Raw genomic sequence first — 25,081 nt, forward strand, 5'->3', positions numbered from 1 at the left:
GATCAATCGTTCAGATCTGAATCGACAGGAGTTACCGCATGGCTCGCATCCCCGCCGCCGAACGCCGCGCCGATCTGGTGGCCGCGGCCGTGCGCGTGATCGCCGCCCACGGAGTGGACGGAGCCACGACGCGCCGCATCGCGGAAGAGGCGAGCGCTCCCCTGGCCACCCTGCACTACTGCTTCGCCACCAAAGAGGTGCTGTTCGCAGCGGTGTTCGAGTACCTCGCCAACGAGTACCGCGACGTGCTGCACCGCAGCGACGTCCACAGCGACACACAGAACACGGCTCGCGGGCTGTTGCGCGGCGTACTCGAGTGGTATCTGGCGAACCCGGATTTCGGGGCGACCATCCTCGAGCTGATCAGCTGGGGCCAACGAGAGGGCGAGCAGGCCGAGGTCGTGTACGCCAAAGCCTTCTCGACCATGCACTCGATCCTCGAGGGCACCACCGTCGCGCCCGGCCGACCGGTCGACGCGGGCACGATCGACAAGCTGATCTACGTGGTGTCCGCGCTGTCCGACGGCTTCGCCCTCAACTGGCTGGTCTTCACCGACGAGAACGCGGCGCAGGCCCAGATGGCACTCACCCTCGGCGTGCTCGACGCCTGGATGGCGGTGAACCTGGGCGAGCCCGCCGCCCCCGCGGCCGAGCCGGTGGTCCATGAACCCGAGCCCGACATGCGCTCGCTGGTGTCGTGGGTTCGTATGGACTGACCCGAGACGCAGCACACGCCGCTGTGGCCGCCACCGACCAGGTGGCGGCCACAGTCGGCGTTGTTCAGCGCTGCTCGGCGGCCGCTTCGACCAGCCAGCGCAGGGCGCCGTCGTCGGTGACCATCCACTCGGGATGCCATTGCACGCCGAGCACCGGGGCGCCGGGCAACTCGATGGCCTCGGCGACGCCGTCCTCGGTACGGCCGGTGACGACCAGCCCGTCACCGCACGCGTCGACCGCCTGGTGGTGCCACGAATTGGTGACGAGCCGATCGCCGAACACCTTCTGCGCCACCGTTCCCGGGTCGAAGGTGACGACGTGTCCGGGGTCGCCGTCCGAGAGCGGACCGGCCGCCGCCAGGTGCTCGATCGGCCCGGAGGGCAGGTCGGCGATCAGTGTGCCACCGAGGGTCACGTTGAGAACCTGCATGCCGCGACACACGCCGAGCAGCGGGATCTGCCGTTCGATCGCGACCGTGGTGAGCTCGGTCTCGAAGCGGTCGCGGTCGGGATCGTGCACTGACGGGTTGTCGACCGCGTCGATGTCACCGACCACCGACTCGTCGCCACCCCACCAGCGCGGGTGCACATCCTGACCGCCCGTGATCACCACACCCGACAGCCAGTCACCGAGCGCGGCCGGATCGGCGTCGTAGGGCAGCATCACCGGCACGCCGCCCGCGCGGGTGATCCGTTCCGCGAAATCGGTGAAGAAGGCGTCGGTGAGCCGCCGGCCGTAGCCCGGGTGACTGCCGCTGATCAGGCCCATCCTGAACCGTCGTCCGGTGAGCCCGATCAGCGGTTTCACCGGGGTCGAGCGCGCGGTCACGGGAACTCGAAGTAGCGCGTGGATTCCCACTCCGACAGCTCGGCGAACGGGTCGCCGCCGGTGGTGTGGAACTGCATCCATTCCCAGCGCCGCGTGCCGACCCAGTAGTCGACGAACTCGTCGCCGAGCTGCTCGCGCAGGATCAGGTCGGACTCGAGCGCGTCGGCCGCCTTGGTGATGGTGTCGGGCAGTCGCTCGAGATCCGGTGCGCACCAAGCCATATCGCTGATCGGGTCGGCCGGTTCGAGCTTGCCGTCGATCCCGGCGATCACACCGGCCAGAATCGTCGCGACCGCGAGGTACAGGTTGGCGTCGGCACCCGGAACGCGGTACTCGAGGCGCGAGTACTTCGGGTGACCGCACACCGCGCGCACGGCTGTCGTCTTGTTGGCGATGCCCCACGTCACCGTGGTCGGGGGCCCGCTCAGGTCGACCAGGCGGCGGAAGGAGGTGATCTGCGGGAGCATCACCGAGGTCGCGCCGCGCATCGTCGCGAGCAGTCCGGCGACCGCGTGCCGCATGGTCTGCGACGGCCCGTCGGCGGCGTAGAACGCGTTGACACCGTCGCGCTGCAACGACAGGTTGACGTGCGAGGCCTGGCCGTAACCGGCGGTCGGTTTGGCCATGAAGGTGACGGTGTGACCGAGTTCGAAGGCCACCTCACGCATCACCTGCCGAGCGCGAGCCCAGTTGTCGCACACCGAGATCGGGTCGGCCGGGACGAGATTGAGCTCGACCTGACCGGCCGCGTCCTCATCGCTCCACGCCTCCCACTCGATGCCGATCTCCTCGAGCCGTCGTGCGACCGCCGACATGTAGTCGACCCAGTCCTTGGACTTGGCCAGGTTGTAGGCGGTGCCCGCGGAGCCGCCGAGCGGGGTGAGATCGCGGTACCCCTTCGCGCGTGCCTCGTGCACCGACTCCTGGAACAGGGTGGCCTCGATCTCGACGGCGATGGTCGCGGTGAAACCGCGGTCGGCGAGCCGATCGACCAGCTTGCGGGCGAGATTGCGCGGACAGGTACCGATCGGGGTGCCGTCGGGCCGCCAGTAGTCACCGATCACCGACTGCACACCGGGCGCCCACTGCACCATGGTCGCCGGGTCGGGCCGGAACTGCAGGTCGGCGAGATGACCACGCCAGTCGGGGTAGGCGAACCCGAGCGTCGGCGCGTTGCCGAGGTCGAGACCGAACAGCAGGTCGGCCATCGCGAAACCGGAGTCCGCGCACGCGGTGTACTTCGCGGGCGAGACGTTCTTGCCGTGGAACGAGCCGTCGTGATTGGTCGACTCGATCCGGACCGTGTGCACGCCCGGCTCGAGAACCGTTGCGGCGGTGGCGATTTCAGACATCGTAACGAACCTTCCAGGAGGCGCCGACCAGTACGGACAGCTGCGAGAGCGTGCCGCGCACGCCGACGAGGCCGGTGGACAGAGCGGCGAGCAGATCGACCGCGCCGGTGAAGACGGCGGCCAGCAGGTCCGGCGGGCCCGCGATGACGTAGTGGGTCTCCCCCTCGCCCGCGACGACCTGCTCCACGCCGTCGGGTCCTTCGATGACGGCGACGAGCATGTCGGGGATGCCGGGTACCGAGCGGGCCTTCTCCCAGAAGCTCAGCGCGGCGGTCTTCCAGTCCGGCAGCGGCGGCGACAGCAGGGCGACCGCGGCGGCCGCGAGCTCCGCCGAGCCGACGGGCTCGCCCACCGGGGCGAAGAACTGGTTCAGATCGACGGTCGCGTCGAGGTCGGGCTCGACGAACACACCGCCCGACACCGCGATCGCGCCGTCGGCGAGGGTGATCGTGGCCGCCTGCGGTGTGTCGTGGGAACGGATCGCGATCGTGCCGGTGAGTCCGGCGGGCAGCAGCGAGCTGTCGGCGCGGAGGGAATCGGCGATGGTCCGGGCGATCAGCCGGACGATCGGACTTGCGTCGTCCTCGATCCGGATGTCGACCCCGGCGACCGCCTCGGCCCCGCGCGTCGCGGGACCGATCGTCGTTTCGGTCATCTTGTTGTCCTTTCGATGCGACGAGATCGCGTGCGCGGTACACCGTCGACAGCGGATCCCAAATGGAACGTGAACTTCTAGTCAAATGTCTGGGTCACGTGACTATGATGGTGAGGCACAGATCACTTCTTGTCAACGACGAGCGAGGATTTCCCATGAACGACGACACTCCCGCGAGCTGGAAACCGCTCGATGACCAGGCGACGGCCGTAGCGACCATGATCAGCCGGATCTTGGCGAAACCCCTCCACGAACTGGGTCCGGAGCAGGCTCGCGCGCTGGTGAACTCGGCACCGTCGGCCGAGCCGATCACCCCGCTCGACCATGTCGCACCACTGACCGTGCCGACCCGAACCGGCACCATCGCGGCACGCCTCTACCGCGCGAACGCGACGACCACGGCTGCCGCACCCACCCTGGTCTACCTGCACGGCGGCGGTTTCGTCCTCGGCACCCTCGACGGCGCCGACGAGCTGTGCCGGGCCATCGCGAACAAATCGGGGTGGACGGTGGTGTCACTCGAGTACCGCCTGGCGCCGGAGAACCCCTACCCGGCGGCGCTGCACGACTGTGTCGACGCCTACGCCTGGCTGCGTCGATCGGCCGCCGACCTGGGCATCGACCCGGATCGGATGGCGATCGGCGGCGACTCCGCCGGCGGGAATCTCGCTGTCGCCCTGTGCCTTCACCGCCGCGAGAACGGCGGCGACCTGCCCGTCGCGCAGGTGCTCGCCTACCCCGCAGTCGACGACACGTTCACCAGGCCGTCATGGTCGCAGTTCGCCGACGCACCCCTGCTCGGCGCCGCGGAAGGACGCTGGTTCTGGGAGCAGTACGTCGGGGCCGGACATCCCGGCGGCGATCCCCTGGCGGCGCCGATGCGGGCGGAATCGTTGCGAAACCTGCCGCCCGCGCTGGTCGTCACGGCCGAGGTCGACCCGATCCGCGATGACGCCGAGGCGTACGCGCGACGCTTGCGGGACGAGGGCGTGCCGGTGTCGTCGACCAGATACACCGGGGTCTTCCACGGCTTCTTCACCGAGGTCGGGGTGTTCCCGCAGACCGAGCAGGCGATCGACGAGGTCTGCGGGTATTTGCGCGATCTCGCGTCCCCGTAGCTCGGCTCTCGACGGTCGACCGGATCCGTCGCCGGTCACGTGACATGGTCAGTTGATCATGATGAGCCTGTCGGTCCGGTGGCGCTGGAGATGCGCCGCCGTACCGAGGCTTCGAGTCACAGTGCTTTCACGATGTCGTCGACGCGGTCCTTCGCGTCACCGAACAGCATCGCGGAGTTCTCGCGGAAGAACAGGGGATTCTGGACGCCGGCGTAGCCCGAGACCATGGAACGTTTGAAGACGACGACGTTGTCGGCCTCCCACACCGTGAGGACGGGCATGCCCGCGATGGGGCTGGCCGGGTCCTCGGCGGCAGCTGGGTTGACGGTGTCGTTGGCGCCGATCACCAGGACCACGTCGGTGCCGGTGAAATCGTCGTTGATCTCGTCCATTTCCAGGACGATGTCGTAGGGCACCTTCGCCTCGGCCAGCAGCACGTTCATGTGGCCGGGCAGCCTGCCCGCGACGGGGTGCACACCGAACCGCACGGTGACGCCCCGCTCGCGCAACTTGCGGGTGAGTTCGGCGACGCCGTGCTGGGCTTGGGCCACGGCCATGCCGTAGCCGGGCGTGATGATCACCGACGACGCCCCGGCGAGCAGTTCGGCGACGGCATCGGCGCTGATCTCGCGGTGCTCACCCAGGTCGGTGTCCCCGGCCGGGCCCGCGGTGATGCCGAAGCCGCCCGCGATCACCGACACGAACGAGCGGTTCATGGCCTTGCACATGACATAGGACAGGTAGGCACCCGAGGAACCGACCAGCGCACCGGTGATGATCAGCAGATCGTTGCCGAGCAGGAAGCCCGACGCGGCCGCCGCCCAGCCGGAGTAGCTGTTGAGCATCGACACCACGACCGGCATGTCGCCGCCGCCGATGGAGGCCACCAGGTGCCAGCCGAGCAGCAGTGCCACGACCGTGATCGCGATCAGCGTCCACAACCGGGGATCGAGGACGAACCACACGGTCAGCGCGGCGAACAGCACGAGTGCGCCGACATTGAGAATGTTCTTGCCCGGCAACATCATCGGTGCCGACGCGATGCGCGCCGACAGCTTCAGGTAGGCCACGATCGAGCCGGTGAACGTCACCGCGCCGATGAAGACCCCGATCGCGACCTCGGCACCGTGGATTCCCAGCAGTCCGTCGGCGCGCAGCAACGCGGCCTCGGCGCCGCCGGGATGTCGTTCGACATGCAGGTAACCGTTCCAGCCGACCAGCACCGCCGCCACACCCACGAACGAATGCAGCAGCGCGATCAGCTCGGGCATCCCGGTCATCTCGACGACCCGGGCCCGCCACAGGCCGATCGCCGCGCCGATCGCGGTGGCGCCCACCAGCAACAGCAGGCCGGAGGGCTGGATGTCGCGGCTGATCGCGAGGACGACGGTGGCGCCGAGGGCCACCGCCATTCCGACGATGCCGAAGGCATTGCCCATCTTCGCGGTGTCGTGCCTGGCCAGGCTGCCCAGCGCGAGGATGAACAACAGCGCCGCGACGAGGTAGGCCGAATCGGCCACGGTTTCAACGGAAATCATGAGAATTCGCTCCGGGGTCGGGCGCAGCTCAGCTGCGGGAGAACATGGCGAGCATGCGGCGGGTCACCGCGAAGCCACCGAAGATGTTGATGCTCGCCAGCAGGATCGCCGCGCACGACAGGCCGGTGATCCACGCATCGCCGTGCCCGATCTGCAGCAGCGCGCCGACCACGATGATTCCGGAGATCGCGTTGGTCACCGACATCAACGGGGTGTGCAGCGCGTGATGGACATGGCCGATCACGTAGTAGCCGATCACGATCGCGAGCGCGAAGACCGTCAGATGGCCCTGGAGCGCGGGTGGTGAGATCGCGATCAGCCCGAACACCGCGGCCGCGGCGATCAGTACCAGCCCGATGCGGCGCGCGGCGGACAGGGGCTCCTTCGCCGCGGCCGGTTCCGGTGGCTCGACGGGTTCGGCCGCCGGTTTCGCCGAGACGGCGACCGGGGGCGGCGGCCAGGTGATTTCGCCGCCGCGCACGACGGTGATGGATCGCTGGACGACATCGTCGAAGTCCAGGACCAGCCTGCCGTCCTTGCCCGGGGTCATCAGCTCGATCAGGTTCGCCACATTCGTGCCGTAGAGCTGGGAGGCCTGCGTGGGCAGGCGACCGGCGAGGTCGGTGTAACCGATGATGGTGACGCCGTTGTCGGTGACGATCGCCCGGTCGGTGACGGTGCCCTCGACATTGCCACCGTTCTGCGCGGCCATGTCGACGATGACACTGCCGGGCTTCATCGAGGCCACCATCTCGGCGGTGATGATGCGCGGCGCCGGGCGCCCGGGGATCAGCGCGGTGGTGATGATGATGTCGACGTCGGCGCACTGCTCGGCGTACAGCTGAGCCTCGCGCGCCCGATAGTCGTCGCCCATCTCCTTGGCGTACCCGGTGGCCGAGACTTCCGCCTCGGCGGAGTCGATCGAAAGGTATTCGCCGCCGAGGGATTTCACCTGGTCGGCGACTTCCGGGCGCGGATCGGTTGCCCGCACGACCGCACCGAGACTGCCCGCGGCACCGATGGCGGCCAACCCGGCCACCCCGGCGCCGACGACCAGCACCTTGGCGGGTGGCACCTTGCCCGCGGCGGTGACCTGGCCGGTGAAGAACCGGCCGAACGCGTGGGCGGCCTCCACGACCGCGCGATAGCCCGCGATATTCGCCATCGACGACAGCACGTCCAGCGACTGGGCCCGCGAGATCCGCGGCACTGCGTCCATCGCCAGGGCGGTGAGCGGCCGCTTGCCGAGCTCGGTGACCACGTCGGGGTCGTTCAGCACCCCGAGCAGACCGATCACGGTGGTGCCGGGGTTCAGGTCGGCGAGCTGGTAGGTGGCGGGGGCATTGACGCCGAGCACGATGTCGGCGGTGCGGGCGTCGCCGATCGTGGCACCCGCCTCGACGTAGGCGTCGTCGGAGAACGACGCGAGGGTGCCCGCGCCCGGGTCGACCACCACCTCGTAGCCGAGCCGGACGAGCCGGGTGACCGTCGCCGGAGTGGCGGCCACCCGGGTCTCGCGTGGGCGTGCTTCGCGCAGGACACCGATGATCATGGTCGGGGCACCTCGACCAGCTCGGCCAGCCGCACCCGGTGCGCCCCGGCGGTACCGAAGGCGAGCTGGTCGGCCTTGGCGCGCTTGAGGTACAGATGGGCCGGATGCTCCCAGGTCATGCCCATGCCGCCGTGCAGCTGCACCGCCTCCTCACCGGCGTGGACCGCGAGGTCGCTGCAGAACGCCTGGGCCACCGAGGCCGCGACGGGCGCGTCGGCGTCGTCGGTGGCGAGCGTGGCGGCCGCATAGCGGGCAGCGGCGTTGCCGGATTCGACCGCGGTGTAGAGGTCGGCCAGCCGGTGTTTGATCGCCTGGAACCCGCCGACCACGCGGCCGAACTGGCGACGCTCCCGCAGGTACGCCACGGTCTCGTCGAGGCACCACCGCGCCACGCCGTACTGCTCGGAGGCGAGCAGGGCGGTGCCCGCGGCGAGCGCCCGGCGCACCGCCGCCTCGCCGTCGGCGACCACGAGTTCGCCTGCGGCGCCGTCGAACTCGAGGTCGGCGAGCTGGCGGGTCATGTCGAGGGAGACGACCGCGGTGAGTCGCGCTTCGGAGGTCGAAACCGCGTACAGCGCAATACCTTCGGGCCCGGTGGCCGGGACCAGCAGCACGTCGGCCTCGAGCGCACCGGCGACACTGGTGACAGTGCCTGTCAGCCGTCCGTCGTCGGCCGACACGGTGGGCAGCGCGCCGTGAGCAGTAGTGGTCAGCGGCACGGCCAGGGCGGCCGTGCGCTCCCCCGCCGCGAGCTGACCGAGCAGCGCCGAACCGGAGCCGAGCAATGCGGTGGTCGCGACCACGGCACTGGTCAGGAAGGGCACCGGGGCGACGAAACGCCCGAGCTCCTCGAGCACCACCGCCGCCTCACGAGCCGAGGCACCCGCGCCACCGTCCGCTTCGGGAACGAGCAGCCCGGCCAGGCCGAGGTCGACGGCGATGTTCTTCCACAGGCCCGCGACCAGCGCGCGGTCGCCGTCGTAGAGGGCGGTGACCGCGCCGGGTTCGCAATGCGCGGTCAGCACCGAGCGCACCACGGTGCGCAGGTCGTCCTCGACTTCGGTGTAGAGCAGATCAACGTCGGTCATCGCGCGACTTCTTTCCAGGGACGGTCCTTGTCGGTACGCGGCTCGGCGGGCAGGCCGAGAATGCGTTCGGACACGATGTTTCGCAGGATCTCGGAGGTGCCGCCCTCGATGGAATTGCCCTTGGCTCGCAGGTAGCGGTATCCGGCGTCGCGGGCGTTCATGTCGACACGCTCCGGACGGACCATGGTCCAGTCGGAATAGCGAAGGCCGTCTTCGCCGAGCAGTTCGACCTCGAGTCCGGACAGCTGCTGCGCGATCCGCGCGAAGGACAGCTTCATCGCCGAGCCCTCCGGACCTGGCTGTCCCTGAGCCAGCTTCTGGCGCAGGCGAAGTCCGGTGAGCCGCGCGACCTCGGCGTCGACCCACAGCCGCAGCAACCGGTCGTGCAGCTCCGGGGTGCGCCGTTCCGGGTTCGCCCGCCACGTGTCGGTGACCACGCCGATGAGCCCCGATTCGCGGGCACTCGCCCGGCCGCCGATGGCGACGCGCTCGGTGTTGAGGGTGGTGTTGGCGATGCGCCATCCGTCGCCCTCGGCGCCGAGGCGCTGTTCGTCGGGGACGCGGGCGTCGGTGATGAAGACCTCGTTGAACTCGGCCTCACCGGTGATCTGGCGCAGCGGCCGCACCTCGACACCCGGCTGGGTCATGTCGATCAGGAAGTACGACATGCCACGGTGTTTGGGGACGTTCGGGTCGGTGCGGGCGAGCAGGATGGCGAACTGTGCCAGGTGCGCGCTCGAGGTCCACACCTTCTGCCCGTCGACCACCCACTCGTGACCGTCGCGGACCGCGCGGGTGCTGACATTGGCCAGGTCGGAGCCTGCGCCGGGCTCGCTGAACAGCTGGCACCAGATCTCCTCGCCCGTCCACAGCGGGCGCAGGAAACGCTTCTTCTGCTCCTCGGTACCACAGGCCAGGATGGTCGGACCCGCCATGCCGAGACCGATCACGTTGGCCGCCGGATTGTTGTCCGGCGCACCGGCCTGCTCGAAGAGCTGGTCGACCTCGGTCTGCCAGCCGTGCGGCAGACCGAGACCACCGTGACCTTCGGGGAAGTACACCCACGCCAGCCCCGCGTCGTAGCGAGCGCGCAGGAACTCCAGGCGCTCGGTGGTCGCGGGATCGTTGGCGGCGAGGAATTCCTGGATCCTGGTGCGGAGTTCGTCGATGGTCATCGGCCCTCCCGATGCTTGCGCAGCTCGTTCTTGGCCAGCGCGTTCTTGTGGACCTCGTCCGGTCCGTCGGCGAAACGCAGGGTGCGGTTGCCCGCGTAGGCGGCGGCCAGCGAGAAGTCCTGGGACACACCGGCGGCGCCGTGCACCTGGATGGCTTTGTCGAGAATCCACTGGACGGTGGCCGGGGTGGCGATCTTGATCGCCTGGATCTCGGTGTGGGCGCCCTTGTTGCCCACGGTGTCCATCAGCCACGCGGTCTTGAGCACCAGCAACCGCAACTGCTCGAGCTTGACTCGCGACTCGGCGATCCAGTCACGGATCACGCCCTGCTCGCTGAGCGGCTTGCCGAACGCGACACGCTCCTCTGCGCGCGCACACATCGCCTCGATGGCCCGTTCGGCCACGCCGATGGCCCGCATGCAGTGGTGGATGCGGCCGGGCCCGAGACGAGCCTGCGCGATGGCGAAGCCGTACCCTTCGCCGCCGATCAGATTGGTGGCCGGGACCCGCACATCGGTGAAACGCATCTCCGCGTGGCCGCCGTGATCGTGGTCGTCGTAGCCGAAGACCTCCATGCCGCGAATGATCTCCACGCCAGGGGTGTCGCGCGGGACCAGGATCATCGACTGCTGCTGGTGCCTGCTCGCGGTCGGGTCGGTCTTGCCCATCACGATGAAGATGCGGCAGTTGGGGTTCATGGCGCCGGTGATCCACCACTTGCGCCCGTTGAGCACGTAGTCGTCGCCGTCGCGCTCGATGCGGGTGGAGATGTTGGTCGCGTCGGAGGAGGCCACATCGGGTTCGGTCATCGCGAACGCCGACCGGATCCGCCCGTCCAGCAACGGCTCGAGCCATTCCTTGCGCTGCTCTTCGGTGCCGAATTGCGCCAGCACCTCCATGTTGCCGGTGTCGGGTGCCGCGCAGTTCAGCGTGGCCGGCGCCAGATGACCACTGCGGCCGGTGATCTCGGCCAACGGTGCGTACTGCAGGTTGGTCAGCCCGGCACCCTCCTCGCCGGGCAGGAACAGATTCCACAGGCCGCGCCTGCGGGCCTCGGCCCGCAGCTCGGTCATGATCGGCACCGAATCCCAGGCCCAGCGGTTGTCGAGCTGGGACACCTGTTCGCGGAACACCGGTTCGGCCGGGTAGACGTGGGTGTCCATGAAGTCGAGCAGCGAGGCACGTAATTCCTCGGTGCGGGCGTCGTAGGCGAAATCCATCAGCGGTACTCCTTCAGTGCGGTGAGGCCGGTTTCGAGGAGGGGCTCGATGGCCGAACCGATGGCATCGAAACCTTCGCCGACAGTCTGGCCGTGCAGATAGCGGTAGTGGATGCCTTCGAGGATCGCGGCCAGTTTGAACGCGGCGAGCCCGAGGTAGAAACCGAACCGCGACATGTCGCGCTCGCTGCGCGCGGTGTAGCGGGCGATGATCTCGGCTTCGGTCAGGAAGCCCGGTGCCACCGTCGCGTCGGCCACCACGGCGCTGCCCGCCCTGGCCGCGAGGCGGCCGTAGACGACCATCAGCGCCAGGTCGGTCAGCGGATCACCGAGGGTGGCCATCTCCCAGTCGACGACCGCCGCGAGCCGGTCCTCGCGATCGGTGAGCACGTTGTCGAGCCGGTAGTCACCGTGCACGATGCCCACCGCCGACTCGGCGGGGACGTCCGCGGCGAGCAGCGCGTGCAGCTCCTCAGCCAGCGGGAGGTCGCGGGTGTGCGACGCGTCGAGCTGCTTCTTCCACCGGCGCACCTGGCGTTCCAGGAAACCCTCGGGACGACCGAAATCGGCCAACCCGACCGCCGCGGGATCGACCGCGTGCAGTACCGCGAGGGTGTCGATCAGATCGGTCGAAATGGCGCGGGTGCGTTCGGGTCCCAGCTCACGCAGTTCAGCGGCGGTCCGGTACGGCGTGCCCTCGACGTACTCCATCACGTAGAAGGGGGCACCGAGCACGGTGTCGTCCTGGCACAGTGCGTACATGGTCGGCACCGGGACGTCGGTGTGCTGCAGGGCCGCCATCACCCGGTATTCGCGGGCCATATCGTGGGCAGTGGCCAGCACGTGACCCAGCGGGGGCCGGCGCACGATCCACCGGCTGGTGCCGTCGGTGACCGCATAGGTCAGGTTCGACTTGCCGCCCGCGATCAGCGAGCCGCTCAGGGCCGAGCCCGCCACCGGCAGCTGACCACGGAGCCAGGTGGAGAGCCGACCGAGATCCAGGCCGGGAAGGTCGGCCCGGGTCTGCATCAGGCCACCACGAGGGTCAGCGATTCGACCACGCAGACCGGCTTGTCGCCGCCCTCGCGCTCGACCGTCACCCGGGAAGTGACCAGGTGGCCGGCCGCACCCGCCGCGACCGAGACCAGCTCGATGCCGGCGCGCACCTTCGAGTCCACCGGGACCGGCGCAGGGAAACGCAGCTTGTTGGCGCCGTAGTTGACGGCCATCCGCACGCCCTCGACCCGGTACACCTGCGGGACCAGCAGCGGCAGCAGCGACAAAGTCAGGTAACCGTGCGCGATCGTGGTGCCGAACGGACCCTCTGCGGCCTTCTCGGTGTCGATGTGGATCCACTGGTGGTCACCGGTCGCGTCGGCGAACGCGTTGATCTGCGCCTGGGTGATGGTGTGCCACCCGGAGTAGCCCAGGTGGGTTCCGACAGCGCCCTCGAGTTCGGCGACGCCCTGGAAAACTCTCATGCCTTCGGCCCTCCCGCGACGTAGAGCACCTGACCGGACACGAAACCCGCTCCCTCACTGGCGAAGAACGACACGGCGTGCGCGATGTCCTCGGGCACACCGGTACGCGCGACCGGAATCTCCTTGGCCGCACCGGCTTTGAAGTCCTCGAACGGAATGCCGACGCGCGCCGCGGTGGCCGCGGTCATCTCGGTCTCGATGAAACCGGGGGCGATGGCATTGGCGGTGACACCGAACTTGCCGAGCTCGAACGCGAGGGTCTTGGTGAAGCCCTGCACGCCCGCCTTGGCCGCGGCGTAGTTGGCCTGGCCACGGTTGCCCAGCGCCGAGGTGCTCGACAGATTGACGATGCGGCCGAACTTCGCTTCCGTCATGTACTTCTGGACCGCGCGGGTCATCAGGAACGCGCCGCGTAGGTGCACGTTCATCACGGTATCCCAGTCGTCGGTGGTCATCCGGAACAACAGGTTGTCGCGGATGACACCCGCGTTGTTGACCAGCACGGTCGGGGCACCCAGCTCGGCGACGACCCGCTCCACGGCACCGGTGACGGCCGCCTCGTCGGCGACGTCGGCGCCGACGGCGATCGCCCGGCCGCCCGCGGCCTGGATCTGCTCGACGACCGGCTTACAGGCGACCTCGTCGAGGTCGATCACGGCGACGGCCATGCCGTCGGCGGCGAGCCGACGGGCAACGCCCGCGCCGATGCCACGGGCGGCGCCGGTGACGATCGCGGTCTTGGTCGGTGTGCTCATTGGTTTCTCCTGAGGTTTTCGCCAGTAGTTGTCAGACGCCGCCGGTCAGCGTGACGCCGCCGTCGAGGACCAGTAGTTGTCCGGTGACCCAGGACGCGTCGTCGGAGAGCAGGAACGCCACCGCGCCCGCGATGTCCTCCGGCACGCCGAGCCGCTTGAGCGGGTAGGTCTCGGCGAGCTCCTGCTCCTTGCCCTCATACAGGGCGGTGGCGAACTTCGTCTTCACCACCGCGGGCGCGACCGCGTTCACCCGGAGCTTCGGGCCGAGCTCCACGGCCAGCTCCTGGGTGATGTAGGTCAGCATCGCTTTGCTCGCCCCATAGAATCCGATGCCGGGCGCGGGCTTGATCCCGGCCACCGACGACACGTTCACCACCGCGCCGCCGTGCTCGGCCATCCACGCCTTGTGCACCTGCTGGGTCCACGCCAGTGCCGCAAGGCAATTCACCTCGATGATCTTGCGCGCGGCCTGCAGGTCCATCTCGATCATCGGACCGTACACCGGGTTGATGCCGGTGTTGTTCACCAGCAGATCGACACTGCCGAACGTCTCGATCGCGCGGGCGACGGCATCTTCCTGATGCGTGGTGTCATCGGCGCGGCCCGCCACGCCGAGCGCGTGCTCGGGGCCGCCGAGCTGGACCACCGCCGCGTCCAGGGCGTCCTGCTTGCGGGCGGTGACGACGACCTTCGCGCCGTCGTCGACCAGGCGCTGCGCGATGCCGAGCCCGATCCCGCGGCTGGCACCGGTGACGATCGCGGTCTTGCCCGCGAAACGGCCGGTCACGAGAGCCGCTCCAGCACCATGGCCATACCCTGGCCGCCGCCGACGCACATCGTCTCCAAGCCGAACTGCTTGTCGTGGAAGCGCAGCGAGTTGATCAGCGTGCTGGTGATCCGGGCACCGGTCATGCCGAACGGGTGACCGACCGCGATCGCACCACCGTTGACATTCAGCTTGTCCTCGGGGATACCGAGTTCGCGGGCCGAGCCGAGCACCTGAACGGCGAAGGCCTCGTTGATCTCGACCAGGTCGATGTCGTCGATGCTCAGACCCGCGCGGCGCAGGGCCTGCTTGGAGGCTTCGATCGGACCCAGGCCCATGATCTCCGGCGACAGACCCGAGACACCGGTGCTGACGACCCGGGCGAGCGGGGTCAGCCCCAGTTCCCTGGCCTTGGTGTCGGACATGATGACCAGAGCGGCGGCGCCGTCGTTGAGCGCGCAGCAGTTGCCCGCGGTGACGGTGCCGTCGGGACGGAACACCGGCTTCAGCTGACTCACCGCCTCGAGGGTGACACCGGCACGTGGGCCGTCGTCGGCGCTGACCACCGTGCCGTCGGGCAGTGTCACCGGAGTGATGTCGGTGGCCCAGAAGCCGTTGGCGATGGCCTTCTCGGCCAGATTCTGCGAGCGGACACCGAATTCGTCCTGCTCGGCACGGGTGATCCCGGTGAACTGGGCGACGTTCTCCGCGGTCTGACCCATGGCGATGTAGACATCGGGCAGCTGACCGTTCACGCGGGGGTCGGCCCAGGACGGGGCCCCACCGGCGGCCCGTTCGGCGGTCCGCGCGACCGCGTCGGCGAAGACCGGGTTCTGGGTGTCGGGCATACCGTCGGCATTGCCCTTGGTGAAGCGGCTCACCGTCTCGACGCCGGCCGAGATGAAGACGTCGCCCTCGCCGGCCTTGATCGCGTGCAGCGCCATCCGGGTGGTCTGCAGGCTCGACGAACAGTAGCGATTGACGGTCGTGCCGGGGACCGTGTCGAGCCCGGCCAGCACCGCCACCGTGCGGGCCATGTTGAAGCCCGATTCGCCCGCCGGCTGACCGCAGCCGAGGACGAGGTCCTCGATCTGGGTCGGGTCGAGGTCGGGCACCTGAGCCAGCGCGGCACGCACCATCTGCACGGTCAGGTCGTCGGGACGCATGTCCTTGAGCGAGCCCTTGCCCGCGCGACCGATCGGGGAACGGGCAGCGGCGACGATCACAGCTTCCGGCATTCGGATCTCCTTTGATAACTAAGCGCTTGCTTAGTAGCATAGTGCAGGGTGGTCCCCGTCACCGTCAACAGCAATCAGGACTTCAGCTCCTGTTAACCACATCACATCAGCCGTGACCAGCGCGGCTCCGACGAGACGAGATAATGGCGATCCCATGACCGAGACAACCGAACCCCGCGGCGACTCGACCCGCGCCCGGCTGCTGGAAGCCGCCCTCGAGGCATTTGCCGAGAAGGGCTTCAACGGGACGACGACACGCGATATCGCCGGGGCCGCCGGCATGAGCCCGGCCGCGGTCTATGTGCATCACAAATCGAAGGAAGAGCTGCTCTATCTGATCTCGCGATCGGGCCACGACGAGACACTCGAGCTGATCCGAAGGGCGGCCGCGTCGTCCAGCGATCCGGCCACCGCACTGCGCAACGTGATCCACGATTTCGCGGTACATCACGCACGCGCGCATACCAGCGCCCGGATCGTCAATTACGAGCTGAACTCGCTGAACCCGGAACACCTGACCGAGATCCGCGCCATCCGTCAGCAGATCGACCACGCCATGCGCGAATTGGTGCAGCGCGGGATCGAGGCGGGCGCCTTCGACACCCCTGACGCGCGAATCGCGGCCACCGCCCTGCTTTCCCTCGGCATCGATATCGCCCGCTGGTACCGCGAGGCGGGCACCTGGTCGCCGGAGGATATCGCCAGCGCCTATGCCGAGATCGCGCTACGAATCGTCGGCGCCGCCCGACCCCGCCCGCACCGGGACGATCAGCTCGACGGCCGCACCGACGAGTTCCTCGGCACGGGCAGGGGCGAAGGGTAGCGAGGGGAATCCCCCGCCACCCACCTCTACCGGAAGATCGCCTTGATCTCGAGGAATTCCTCGAAACCGAAGACGCCGGCCTCCCTGCCCACACCGGACTGCTTGTATCCGCCGAACGGTGCGCTGATGTCGAATTCGCCGCCGTTGACTTCGACCTGCCCGGCCCGGATCCGCCGCGCGACGCGCATCGCCCGCTCGGCGTCGCCGGACCACACGCCGCCCGCCAGGCCGTAGTCGGAGTCGTTCGCGATCCGCACCGCGTCCTCCTCGTCGCGGTAGCCCATGATCGACAGAACGGGCCCGAAGATCTCCTCACGCGCGATGGTCATGTCCTCGGTGACATCGGCGAACACGGTCGCACCGACGAAATAGCCTGTCGCTTCGCCGGTTTCGCGACCGTCGAGCACCAGTGACGCCCCTTCGGCGACACCGCCGTGGATGTAGGCGCGCACGCGGGCGAGCTGGTCGGCGTTCACCAACGGGCCGAGCAGGGTGGTCTCGGCGGCCGGGTCACCGACTTGGTACTCGCCGGCCACCTTCGCCGCGATCTGGGCGGCATCGGCCATCCGGTCCTGCGGAACCAGCATCCTGGTCAGCGCCGAGCAGGTCTGACCCGAGTTCAGGAAGCACTTGCCGACGCCGTCGGTGACAGCCTGCTCCAGGTCGGCGTCATCGAGGATGACGTTGGCGGATTTGCCGCCCAATTCGAGCGCCACCTTCTTCACGGTCTGCGCGGCCACCTTGGCGACCCGCTTGCCCGCCGCGGTCGAGCCGGTGAAGGTCACCATGTCGATATCGGGGTGCGCGGCGATCGCCTCACCGACGACGGGCCCGTACCCGCTGACGAGATTGAGCACGCCCGCGGGCAGACCGATCTCGTCGAAGATGCCGACCAGCTCGTAGGTGACCAGCGGCGCGACCTCGGTCGGCTTGAGGACCACCGTGCAGCCCGCGGCGAGCGCGGCGCCGATCTTGAGCACCACTTGGTGCATCGGATAGTTCCACGGGGTGATCGCGCCGACCACCCCGATCGGCTCGCGCACGATCAGGGCGTTGCCGTCCTCGTGCGCATCGAAGGCATACGTCCGCGCAAGTTCGGCGAAGACGGCGAGGTTGGCCGCGGGCATCTCGATCTGCACCGGGCCGGCGAAGGCCAGGGGCATACCCATGTCCCTGGTGACGAGCGCGGTGAGTTCGGCCGAACGCGCCAGCACGGCCTCGTGGGCCCGCTGCAGGAATTCGGCACGCTCGCCACCGCTGAGCGCGGACCACGCGGGGAAGGCCGCGCGGGCGGCGCGCACCGCACGGTCCACATCCTCGGCGGTGCCCTCGGCGACCGCCGCGATGAGCTTCTCGGTAGTCGGGTCGACCACCTCGATGCGGCCGGTGCCCGCCGAATCGACCCAGGCGCCGTCGAGGTAGATCTTGGTGTAGTCGATGTCGGTCATCGGTCGGCCTCCGTGTACTTGATGACGCCACGCAGGTTCTTGCCGTCGAGCATGTCCTGGTAGCCCTGATTGATGTCCTCGAGCCGGTAGGTGTTGGTGATCAGGGCGTCCAGCTCGAGCTTGCCCGCCTGATACATCGACAGCAGCGACGGAATCTCCTTGCGCGGGTTGGCGCCACCGAAGAGAGCGCCGTGCAGCGTGTGCTGCATGACCGCGAGCAGCGCCAGGCTGAGCTTGACGTCCATGTCGTCGACATGGCCCATGCCGACCACCACGCAACGGCCCGTCTTCCCGGTGAGCCACATCGCGGGTTCGATGTGTTCGCCCTGGATGCGCCCGATGGTGAGGACGACCACGTCGGCCAACCGCCCCCAGGTCAGCTCGGTGACCGGCTCGAGCGCTTCCTCCATCGACGCGAAGGTGTGTGTCGCCCCGAACCGCTTGGCTTGTTCGCGCTTGTAGGCCACCGGGTCGATCGCGATGATGTTGTTCGCACCCGCGGCGACCGCGGCCTGCACGGAATTGATCCCGACCCCACCGATGCCGACTACCACCACGTTCTCGCCGGGGCGCACCTGGGCGACGTTCGTGACCGAACCCCACCCGGTGGTCACCCCGCAACCGACCAGGGCGGCCACCTCGAGCGGGATGTGGTCTTCGATCTTGACCACCGAGTACTGGTGCACGGTGACGTAAGGCGCGAAGGTGCCGAGCAGGCACATCGGGATCACGTCCTTGCCACGCGCCCGAATCCGGGAGGTGCCGTCGCTGATCGACTTGCCGGTGAGCAGGTCGGCACCGAGATCGCACAGGTTCTGGTGACCGGTCGAGCACGGCACGCATTGCCCACAGGCGGGGATGAACGAGAGGACGACATGGTCGCCCTCCTGGAGACCTTTCACCCCCGGCCCGATCTTGGTGATCACGCCCGCGCCCTCGTGGCCACCGATCGCCGGATACGACTCGAGCGGGCTGTCACCGGTGAACAGGTGATGGTCGGAGTGACAGAGCCCGGAGGCGGCGAGCTGCACCTGGACCTCCCCCTCCCGTGGGTCGTCGATCTCGATCTCCTCCACCGACCACGGCTCGTTCACGTTCCAGAGAATCGCGCCCTTGGTTTTCATGTCGCTTGCCTTCCGTCGACGCCGGGAGCAGGGCTTATCGCCCGATCGGTCCCGTCGGTTGCCGTGCCAGAATTTACATCACAACTGTTGTGCAAAACACAGCGTAGCTCTTACAGTGACTTCCGTCACGTAAATACGCTTCGTCGATAAGGCACCCTCATGACCCTGCTCGATACCGAGGCCGGCCCCGCCTCCGAAATGAACCCGGCGGAGATCCCCGCTCGCCTCGATCGGTTGCCAGTGATGGCGCCACACCTCGTGTGGATCACCCTGCTCACCGTGAACCTGGGGCTCGGGTTCTACGACAACGCCCTGTTCGCCTACGTCACACCGGCCATCGTCGAGCACGCGGGACTGACCGTCGGACAGGTCGGCCTGGCGAGCACCGCCTTCTTCGCGGGCATGGTGATCGGCGGCCTGCTCGGCGGACGCCTGGCCGACCGGTTCGGCCGGCGCGCGATCATGGTGTGGGGCACCGCGATCTGCTCCCTCGGCGTGATCGCCACCGGCCTCGCACCGAACTTCGAGACCATTCTCGTCTCGCGCACGATCACCGGCATCGGCGTGCAAGCGTCGATGTCGGCGCTGCTGGTCTACATCGTCGAGATGTTCCCCGCGGCCACTCGCGGCCGATTCGTCTCCGTCGTGACCTCGGCGTTCGTTGTCGTCGCGCCGATCGTCGCGCTGCTCGCCCTGGTCACGGTTCCCGCGGGCGGGCCCGATACCTGGCGGCACCTGTTCCTCCTCGGCGGCGCCGGTCTGCTGATCGCACCGATCGCGTACTTCGTCATGCCGGAATCCGTGCGCTGGCATATCTCGCGGAACCAGGTCGGCAAGGCCGAGCGGATCGTCGCGAACCTCGAGACCCGTGCACTGCGGCGCGGCCCGCTCGCCGAGCCCGAACCCGTCGCCGCGGGCGCGCAGCACGTGTCACTGCGCAAGGCGCTGGGCAACAGGCGCATCATCGGCACACTCGTCGCCCTCTCGATCGGCTATTTCGGCGCCACCTTCGGGCTGTACCTGTACCAGAACTGGGCGATGTACGTGCTCGTCGACGGTTTGGCCTACACCGAAGGTGACGCCTACCGCATCCAGCTCATCTGGAACGTCGTCTACTTCGCCACTCCCCTGCTGGCGATGCTGGTGATCGACCGGGTCGAACGCAAGACCTTCATCCTGGTGTCATCGCTCCTGTCGGCCGTGCCGCTGGTGGGTCTCGGCGTGGCCGGCGCCGACTGGCTGGTCACCGCCGCGGGCGGAGCCGCCGCCGTCGTCACCGGACTCGTGATCACCGCGTACTTCGCCTACATCCCGGAGACCATTCCCACCGAGGCCCGCGGGCTCGGCAGTGGGATCATCATCAGCGTCGGCAATATCGGCGGCGCGCTGTCGGGCGTGCTCGGTGCGTCGCTGTACGGCGCGTGGGGCGGTGCGGGCGTGATGATCTCCGCGGCGGTGGCCTTCGTCGCGTTCTCGATCGTCATTCTCTTCTTCGGTCCGCGCACGACCAATCGCTCGCTCGAAGGTGTCACCGCCGAGGAGCTGAAAGCCACGTGAGAGCGGACCCCAATTTACATCACAACTGTTGTGTAAATTACTTTCCGCTGGTTACAGTGACCCCCGGCACATCAGCTGCGCCCCATCGCCTGCTCGGAAAGGCAGCCACCCCATGTCCAATGTGATCGACCCGATCGTCAAGCACGCCCGAACCCATCCCGAGCGCGTAGCGATCCACACCACGGCCGGACCCTGGTCCTACGCCGAACTGCGCACGCGCAGCCTGCGCTACGCGGGCCTGCTCACCTCACACGGCGTCGGCGCGGGCCATCGCGTGTTGCTCGCCGCGCCCTCCTGTCCCGAATTCGTGGTGGCCTACATGGGAATTCAGGCCGTCGGCGCGACCGTGGTGCCCATCAACACCATGTCCACCGAGCCCGAAGCCGCCTACTTCCTGGCCGATGCGGGAGCGTCGCTCGCGATCAGCTGGCAGGAGGTCGGGCCCGCGGTGTCGCGCGCCGCCGAGAACGCGGGCATCACCCACCTGACGCTGACCACCGGCGCGGAGTCCGACAGCACTCCCCTGGCTCGCGCGCTCGACCGAGAGCCGAGCGAAACCGCCGCGATCCTCTACACCTCCGGCACCACCGGACGGCCCAAGGGCGCCGAACTCAGCGTCGCCAACCTGCTCGCGGCGGGTGAGATCAGCTGCGTCGTGGCGGGTACGTCGAGCCAGGACCGCACCGGAACCGCCCTGCCGCTGTTCCATGTCTTCGGGCAGGCCGCGGTGATGATGGCGTCCTTCACCGGGGGCGGCTCGCTGTCGCTGCTCCCGAAATTCACCCCCCAGGGGCTGATCGATCTGCTGCGCCGTGACGAGCTGACGGTGATGTGCGGCGTCCCGACGATGTGGAACGCCATGCTGCACGCCGCGGATGACGCCGACAGCACCGATTTCGCGACCCTGCGCGTCGCCGTCTCCGGTGGCGCCACGCTGCCCGGCGAGGTGGCGCGTGCCTTCGAGGAGAAGTTCGGCTGCACGATTCTCGAGGGCTACGGGCTCACCGAGACCACCTCTCTCGGCGCCTTCAACGACATCGAACGCGGCGGCAAAATCGGCTCGGTCGGCCGCGTGGTGCCTCGTCTCGAGATGCAGATCCGCACACACGACGGCGAGGTGTGCGGGCCCGGTGAGGTCGGTGAGATCTTCGTCCGCGGCGACACCGTCTTCAAGGGCTACCGCAACCGCCCGGACGCGACAGCCGATTCCCTCACCGCCGACGGCTGGTTCCGCACCGGCGACCTCGGCCGGTTCGACGCCGAGCACGACCTGCGGATCGTCGACCGGCTCAAGGACATGATCATCCGCGGCGGCTACAACGTCTACCCGAGCGAGGTCGAAGAAGTGCTCTACGAGCACCCGGACGTGGTCGAGGCCGCGGTGGTCGGGGTACCCGACGAGTACTACGGCGAAGAGGTGGCGGCGGTGCTCACTCCGCGCGCCGGGGCAGCACTCACCACTGCCGATATCGACACCTGGACGCGGGAACGGTTGTCCGCGTACAAGATTCCGCGCATCATCCAGTTCGTCGACCAGCTGCCGAAAGGTACGACCGGCAAGATCCTCAAGCGCGAGATCGACCGGGACGCACTCCGCGCCACCGCGTCGTCACGTGACACCCAGGCGGCGCGTCCTTGAGTACCGCTTCTCTCGCCGGCACAGCGCCGGATCCACGCGTACTCGACCGGTTCGCGGCCGTCGTCGGATCGGCACACGTGGTCACCGGGGATCGGATCGGCCCCGACTACCACCATGACGAAGCGCTCGTCGGCACCCCGGTGGCGCCGCGTTATCTGGCCCGTCCGGCCACGGCCGAGGAGACCGCCGAACTGCTCGCCGTGGCCGCGGCGGCCCGGGTCCCGGTGACCGCGCGGGGCGCGGGCACCGGGCTGTCCGGCGCCTGCCGTCCCGCCGAGGACGGCCTGATCATCTCCTTCGAACGCATGGCGACCGTGCTCGACATCGACGTCGACAACCAGGTGGCGGTCGTGCAGCCGGGTGTCACCCTCGCCGAGCTCGACACGGCGACCAGCCCGCACGGCTTGATGTACACCGTGTTCCCCGGCGAACTGTCGGCCAGCATCGGCGGCACGGTCGGGACCAACGCCGGCGGCATGCGGGCGGTCCGTTACGGCGTCACCCGCCACAATGTGCTCGGCCTGCAGGCCGCGCTGCCGTCGGGGCAACTCGTGCGGACCGGCGGCAAGCTCACCAAGATGTCCACCGGCTACGACCTCACCCAGCTGATCATCGGGTCCGAGGGCACGCTCGCCCTGGCCACCGAGATCACCGTCCGCCTCTACCCACGGCCCGCGCACAGTGCCACGCTCATGGCCGTTTTCACCGATCTCCCCGCGGTCATGCGGGCGGTGCCCGAGGTGCTGCGCACCGGGGTGGCCCCGACCATCCTCGAATACCTCGACACCACGACCATGGAAGCGATCAGCCGGACCCAGGATCTCGAACTCGGCATCGCCCCCGGGGTCCGGGCGGCGGCCGAGGCGTACCTGGTGATCGGGCTGGACAACCGTGAACGCGCGCCCCTCGACACCGGCATCGGCCTGCTCGGCGAGCTGCTCGACACGCTCGGCGCGCTGGATACCTATGTGCTGGAAGGCAATTCGGCCCGGCTGTTGATCGAGGCCAGGGAGAAGGCGTTCTGGTCGGCCAAGGCCTCGGGTGCCGACGAGATTCTCGACGTCGTGGTGCCGCGGGCCGCGATGCCCGAGTTCTTCGACGGTGCCACCGGACTGGCCCGCGCCGTCGACGCGCATCTGGTCGGCTGCGGCCACGCGGGCGACGGCAATGTGCACATGGCCGTGTACTGCCGCGACGAACACACCCGCGAGTCGCTGCTGCATCGCGTCTTCGGCCTCGCGATCGAACTGGGCGGCGCGATCTCCGGCGAGCACGGCCTCGGACGGATCAAGACCGCCCACTTCACCGCGCTGGCCGACCCGGTCGCGCTCGCCCTGATGCACGGGATCAAGCAGGCCTTCGATCCGGCCGGAATACTCAATCCCGGCGTCGTTCTCGATGGAAAGGTGCTCGGATGACCAACGGTGCGCAAGCGCTGATCGCCACACTGGCCGAGGCGGGAGTCGAGGTGTGCTTCGGCAACCCGGGCACCTCGGAGATGCATTTCGTGGCCGCGCTGGACTCGGTACCACGGATGCGTGGCGTGCTGTGCCTGTTCGAGGGGGTGGTCACCGGCGCGGCCGACGGGTACGGCCGCATCGCGGGCAAACCGGCCGTCACCCTGCTGCATCTGGGCCCCGGCCTGGCCAACGGTCTGGCGAACCTGCACAACGCCCGGCGGGCGCAGTCGCCGATCGTCAATGTCGTCGGTGAACACGCCGCGGACCACAAACAGTACGACGCGCCACTGGATTCCGATATCGAGGCGCTCACGGGGTGGAGTCACAGCTGGACCCGCCGGGGCAGCTCCCCCGACCGGATCGGGCGCGACGCCGCCGAAGCCGTCGCCGCCGCGCGCTCGACGCCGCCACGCATCGCCACCCTGGTGCTGCCCGCCGACGTGTCGTGGGGCGAGGGCGGTGTGGCCGCGACCCCGGTGACACCCGTCCCGGCGACCGCACCCGACCCGGCGACCGTCGCCGAGATCGCGAAGATCCTGCGCAGCGGCGAACAGGCGGTGCTGCTGCTCGGTGGACCCGCGGGCACCGAGCGCGGTCTCGTGGCCGCCGACCGGATCGCCACCGCGACGGGCGCGCGCCTGCTGATGGAGACCCACCCCGCGCGACTCACCCGGGGGGCGGGGGTACCGGCGATCGATCGGCTGGGGTACCTGGCCGAACAGGCCACCGGTCAGCTCGCAGGCGCCGAGCATGTCGTCGTGGCGGGTAGCCGCTCGCCGGTGTCGTTCTTCGCCTACCCGGACAAGCCGAGCGATCTGGTTCCGGTGGGCACGCAGGTGTACCGGCTCGCCGAACCGGAAGCCGATGTCGTCGCCGCCCTGGAGGCCCTCGCCGCCGAGGTCGCGCCCGACACGGCCGCGCGCCTCGTCGCCGCTTCGGTGCCCGAATTACCCTCCGGCCCTTTGGATGTGCGCAACTGGGTGCAGGTGATCGGTGCCCTGCTGCCGGAAAACGCGATCATCTCGGACGAGTCCAACACTTCCGGTGTCTTCCTCGCCGCGGCAACCGCCGGTTCGCCCCGCCACGATGTTCTGTCCCTCACCGGCGGTGCCATCGGACAAGGTCTGCCGGTCGCGGTCGGTGCGGCGGTGGCGGCCCCCGACCGGCCGGTCATCGCCCTGCAGAGCGACGGCAGCGCCGCCTACACGATCTCGGCGCTGTGGACGATGGCACGCGAGAACCTGAACATCACGACGGTGCTGATCAACAACCGCGCCTATGCGATCCTGCGGATGGAGCTGGGTCGGGTCGGCGCGACCGAAGTCGGCCCGAAGGCAGCGGACCTGCTCGACCTGTCGCGCCCCGAGATGGATTTCGCCGAGATCGCCCGCGGTTTCGGCGTCCCCGCGACCGTCGCCACCACCTGTGCGGAGTTGGCCGAGCAGTTCCGGGCCGCGCTGGCCGAGCCGGGCCCGCATCTCATCGACGCCCGAATCCCCTCGCTGTTCTGATCCAGAATGCAAAAGTACTGCCCTGCACCGGATTTCG

22 protein-coding genes are annotated in these 25,081 nt (G+C 68.7%); 7 read left to right on the plus strand and 15 right to left on the minus strand.

All coding sequences use genetic code 11. The features are described 5' to 3' along the window. Window positions 1–38: 38 nt before the first annotated feature. Window positions 39–716: a TetR/AcrR family transcriptional regulator gene (locus ACSVDM_RS18535; protein ID WP_067494285.1), complete on the plus strand. Its 678-nt coding sequence runs from the start codon at window positions 39–41 to the stop codon at window positions 714–716. 64 nt (window positions 717–780) lie between these two features. Here ACSVDM_RS18535 and ACSVDM_RS18540 read toward each other — a convergent pair whose 3' ends face one another. Genes ACSVDM_RS18540 through ACSVDM_RS18550 form a run of 3 tightly spaced genes read right to left on the minus strand, consistent with a single transcriptional unit; the run spans window position 781 to window position 3,552 of the window. After that, window positions 781–1,545: a gamma-glutamyl-gamma-aminobutyrate hydrolase family protein gene (locus ACSVDM_RS18540; protein WP_439266540.1), complete on the minus strand. Its 765-nt coding sequence runs from the start codon at window positions 1,543–1,545 to the stop codon at window positions 781–783. Continuing rightward, on the minus strand, window positions 1,542–2,897 hold the full coding sequence (locus ACSVDM_RS18545) for a glutamine synthetase family protein (RefSeq protein WP_439266542.1): 1,356 nt from the start codon (window positions 2,895–2,897) through the stop codon (window positions 1,542–1,544). Before ACSVDM_RS18545 ends, ACSVDM_RS18540 begins: the two co-directional genes overlap by 4 nt. Continuing rightward, on the minus strand, window positions 2,890–3,552 hold the full coding sequence (locus tag ACSVDM_RS18550) for a hypothetical protein (RefSeq protein ID WP_439266543.1): 663 nt from the start codon (window positions 3,550–3,552) through the stop codon (window positions 2,890–2,892). Before ACSVDM_RS18550 ends, ACSVDM_RS18545 begins: the two co-directional genes overlap by 8 nt. 155 nt (window positions 3,553–3,707) lie before the next feature. Here ACSVDM_RS18550 and ACSVDM_RS18555 point away from each other — a divergent pair, with 155 nt between their 5' ends. Then, window positions 3,708–4,670, plus strand: a complete 963-nt coding sequence (locus ACSVDM_RS18555) for an alpha/beta hydrolase (RefSeq protein ID WP_439266545.1) — start codon at window positions 3,708–3,710, stop codon at window positions 4,668–4,670. Between the two features lie 116 nt (window positions 4,671–4,786). Here ACSVDM_RS18555 and pntB read toward each other — a convergent pair whose 3' ends face one another. From pntB to ACSVDM_RS18605, 10 genes are read right to left on the minus strand one after another with little or no spacing between them, the layout of a single operon-like run. Next, complete coding sequence (gene pntB / locus ACSVDM_RS18560) at window positions 4,787–6,208, minus strand: Re/Si-specific NAD(P)(+) transhydrogenase subunit beta (protein ID WP_439266547.1); 1,422 nt, start codon at window positions 6,206–6,208, stop codon at window positions 4,787–4,789. Between the two features lie 28 nt (window positions 6,209–6,236). Then, window positions 6,237–7,760: a Re/Si-specific NAD(P)(+) transhydrogenase subunit alpha gene (locus ACSVDM_RS18565; RefSeq protein WP_439266549.1), complete on the minus strand. Its 1,524-nt coding sequence runs from the start codon at window positions 7,758–7,760 to the stop codon at window positions 6,237–6,239. Continuing rightward, a complete protein-coding gene (locus ACSVDM_RS18570; RefSeq protein ID WP_439266551.1) occupies window positions 7,757–8,848 on the minus strand; it encodes an acyl-CoA dehydrogenase family protein in 1,092 nt (363 codons plus the stop codon). Before ACSVDM_RS18570 ends, ACSVDM_RS18565 begins: the two co-directional genes overlap by 4 nt. Beyond that, a complete protein-coding gene (locus ACSVDM_RS18575; RefSeq protein ID WP_439266553.1) occupies window positions 8,845–10,023 on the minus strand; it encodes an acyl-CoA dehydrogenase family protein in 1,179 nt (392 codons plus the stop codon). The genes ACSVDM_RS18570 and ACSVDM_RS18575 overlap by 4 nt, the downstream gene beginning before the upstream one ends. After that, window positions 10,020–11,243, minus strand: coding sequence for an acyl-CoA dehydrogenase family protein (locus tag ACSVDM_RS18580; protein ID WP_439266555.1), 1,224 nt, complete (start codon window positions 11,241–11,243; stop codon window positions 10,020–10,022). The genes ACSVDM_RS18575 and ACSVDM_RS18580 overlap by 4 nt, the downstream gene beginning before the upstream one ends. After that, a complete protein-coding gene (locus tag ACSVDM_RS18585) occupies window positions 11,243–12,271 on the minus strand; it encodes a phosphotransferase family protein (RefSeq protein ID WP_439266557.1) in 1,029 nt (342 codons plus the stop codon). The genes ACSVDM_RS18580 and ACSVDM_RS18585 overlap by 1 nt, the downstream gene beginning before the upstream one ends. Then, complete coding sequence (locus ACSVDM_RS18590; RefSeq protein ID WP_439266559.1) at window positions 12,271–12,723, minus strand: MaoC family dehydratase; 453 nt, start codon at window positions 12,721–12,723, stop codon at window positions 12,271–12,273. Before ACSVDM_RS18590 ends, ACSVDM_RS18585 begins: the two co-directional genes overlap by 1 nt. Next, a complete protein-coding gene (fabG, locus tag ACSVDM_RS18595; RefSeq protein WP_067639670.1) occupies window positions 12,720–13,478 on the minus strand; it encodes a 3-oxoacyl-ACP reductase FabG in 759 nt (252 codons plus the stop codon). The genes ACSVDM_RS18590 and fabG overlap by 4 nt, the downstream gene beginning before the upstream one ends. 31 nt (window positions 13,479–13,509) lie before the next feature. Then, a complete protein-coding gene (locus ACSVDM_RS18600) occupies window positions 13,510–14,265 on the minus strand; it encodes an SDR family oxidoreductase (RefSeq protein ID WP_357143004.1) in 756 nt (251 codons plus the stop codon). After that, a complete protein-coding gene (locus ACSVDM_RS18605; protein WP_439266562.1) occupies window positions 14,262–15,482 on the minus strand; it encodes an acetyl-CoA C-acetyltransferase in 1,221 nt (406 codons plus the stop codon). The genes ACSVDM_RS18600 and ACSVDM_RS18605 overlap by 4 nt, the downstream gene beginning before the upstream one ends. A gap of 154 nt (window positions 15,483–15,636) precedes the next feature. On the opposite strand from ACSVDM_RS18605, the gene ACSVDM_RS18610 reads away from it, so the two are divergent. Beyond that, a complete protein-coding gene (locus ACSVDM_RS18610) occupies window positions 15,637–16,305 on the plus strand; it encodes a TetR/AcrR family transcriptional regulator (RefSeq protein WP_439266563.1) in 669 nt (222 codons plus the stop codon). 26 nt (window positions 16,306–16,331) lie between these two features. Here ACSVDM_RS18610 and ACSVDM_RS18615 read toward each other — a convergent pair whose 3' ends face one another. After that, complete coding sequence (locus tag ACSVDM_RS18615) at window positions 16,332–17,753, minus strand: aldehyde dehydrogenase family protein (RefSeq protein ID WP_439266564.1); 1,422 nt, start codon at window positions 17,751–17,753, stop codon at window positions 16,332–16,334. Beyond that, complete coding sequence (locus ACSVDM_RS18620; protein ID WP_067494235.1) at window positions 17,750–18,877, minus strand: NDMA-dependent alcohol dehydrogenase; 1,128 nt, start codon at window positions 18,875–18,877, stop codon at window positions 17,750–17,752. Before ACSVDM_RS18620 ends, ACSVDM_RS18615 begins: the two co-directional genes overlap by 4 nt. 159 nt (window positions 18,878–19,036) lie before the next feature. Between ACSVDM_RS18620 and ACSVDM_RS18625 the strand changes: the two genes are divergently transcribed. The 4 genes from ACSVDM_RS18625 (at window position 19,037) to ACSVDM_RS18640 (ending at window position 25,044) form a co-directional block, all read left to right on the plus strand. Next, complete coding sequence (locus ACSVDM_RS18625; protein WP_439266566.1) at window positions 19,037–20,434, plus strand: MFS transporter; 1,398 nt, start codon at window positions 19,037–19,039, stop codon at window positions 20,432–20,434. Window positions 20,435–20,546: 112 nt separating this feature from the next. Beyond that, window positions 20,547–22,073, plus strand: a complete 1,527-nt coding sequence (locus tag ACSVDM_RS18630; RefSeq protein WP_439266567.1) for an AMP-binding protein — start codon at window positions 20,547–20,549, stop codon at window positions 22,071–22,073. Beyond that, on the plus strand, window positions 22,070–23,491 hold the full coding sequence (locus ACSVDM_RS18635) for an FAD-binding oxidoreductase (RefSeq protein ID WP_439266568.1): 1,422 nt from the start codon (window positions 22,070–22,072) through the stop codon (window positions 23,489–23,491). Before ACSVDM_RS18630 ends, ACSVDM_RS18635 begins: the two co-directional genes overlap by 4 nt. Next, a complete protein-coding gene (locus ACSVDM_RS18640; protein ID WP_439266569.1) occupies window positions 23,488–25,044 on the plus strand; it encodes an acetolactate synthase large subunit in 1,557 nt (518 codons plus the stop codon). Before ACSVDM_RS18635 ends, ACSVDM_RS18640 begins: the two co-directional genes overlap by 4 nt. The last annotated feature ends 37 nt before the right edge of the window (window positions 25,045–25,081 follow it).

The organism is Nocardia sp. JW2 (assembly GCF_051843015.1).
GTDB classification, from domain to species: domain Bacteria; phylum Actinomycetota; class Actinomycetes; order Mycobacteriales; family Mycobacteriaceae; genus Nocardia; species Nocardia coubleae.